Source organism: Priestia sp. P5_B4, from assembly GCF_056400385.1.
Window position 1 is genome coordinate 1 of the sequence record NZ_JBFULJ010000967.1, and the last position, 1,359, is coordinate 1,359.

Here is a 1,359-nt window from a genome sequence, read left to right on the forward strand (position 1 = left end):
TCAATATATAATGTCAAAGATTATGGTGCTAAAGGAGATGGATTGAAGGACGATACCCTTAAAATATTATCAGCTATTAAAAAGGCTGATAATGCAGGTGGAGGAACTATATACCTCGAGAGAGGGACTTATATAGTAAGTTCTTCCATAGATATTCCTTCTAATGTATCATTATTAGGTGAAGGAAGAACAGTTACTATTTTAAAAAGAAAAGATAATAAAGATGAGGCAGTATTAAGATTAGAGGGAAATCAGACAATCCAAAATATAGGTTTTAATTCACGTATAGGTGTTTTACCAATGGGTAATGATATTACCATCTTACAATCTAAGTTTAATTGTTCCCTACAAGGAATTCAAAATGCAATTACAGTTCATAGGTTAACTATTATTAACACTATATTTGATAGATGTGGTTACGGTATTCTTTCAAATCTACAGCCTAGTTTTGACGTAAAAATCATTAACTGTAAATTTACTAATACGAAATTAGATAGTATTGAGATAAATGTGGCAAGTCATAGGTGGCTAATTGAAAATTGCACTTTTGATACAAATACTAGTAATTCAAAATGGGCTGGATTTGGAGTCGGGGTTGCTCTATCAGCTAAACATATAGTTATTAAAAATTCAGATTTCATTGATATAGTAGGTCAAGGAGTTCATGTTGAGGATCATTCTGAAGTAGTCATTATAGGTGCCACTTTTAAAAATTGCGGTTCGGACAGTTACCCAGGAAGCCCGGAAGCTGATATTGCTGTATTGTCTAATGCAATGGTAAAGATAGCAAATAGTGTTTTTTACTCATCAGATAAAGGATATAGTAATTTGGCGATTTTTAATACAGATAAACCAGTAGGTGGAACAGTAGTGGTGGAGTCATCAAAATTTTATAATAAAGACATAGGAGATAATATATTCGTAAAGAAAAGTGAATTTATTAATCCTTAAGTTTCAATAGTGAATTGAGAAAAGAGACGAATTATTTACGCTCTCTTTTTTATTTTGAGAGGAGGGATAATGATGTCAAAAGTATTATTCTTCGACACTGTAAACAGTGGGCATCATTTTTATTATAACTATCAAGTAATGAAAGGTGTCATAAAAGAAAATAAAGCTCTATATGTTTCATCTAATATAAATAAACATGACATTGATAAATTAGATGAAGTTAATATAGATTACTTAAATATAAATTCAAATTTAAAAAATGCTCAATTATCAAATATTTCCTTTCTAGCGAAATTAATTTATATTATTAAAAAAAACAAAATAAAGAATGTTCATCTATTATATGTAGATAGCCTTTTAATTGCCCTTCTAATGTTTTTCMCTATTTTTTATATTTTTAATATCAAT

The 1,359-nt window shown here is 29.0% G+C and carries 1 protein-coding gene and 1 pseudogene; both read left to right on the forward strand.

All coding sequences use genetic code 11. The features are described 5' to 3' along the window. A partial coding sequence (locus AC1DRF_RS27930) for a right-handed parallel beta-helix repeat-containing protein (RefSeq protein WP_477742304.1) occupies positions 1-951 on the forward strand: 951 nt, incomplete at its 5' end. A gap of 72 nt (positions 952-1,023) precedes the next feature. Beyond that, a pseudogene (locus AC1DRF_RS27935) lies at positions 1,024-1,359 on the forward strand (hypothetical protein); the annotation flags it as partial.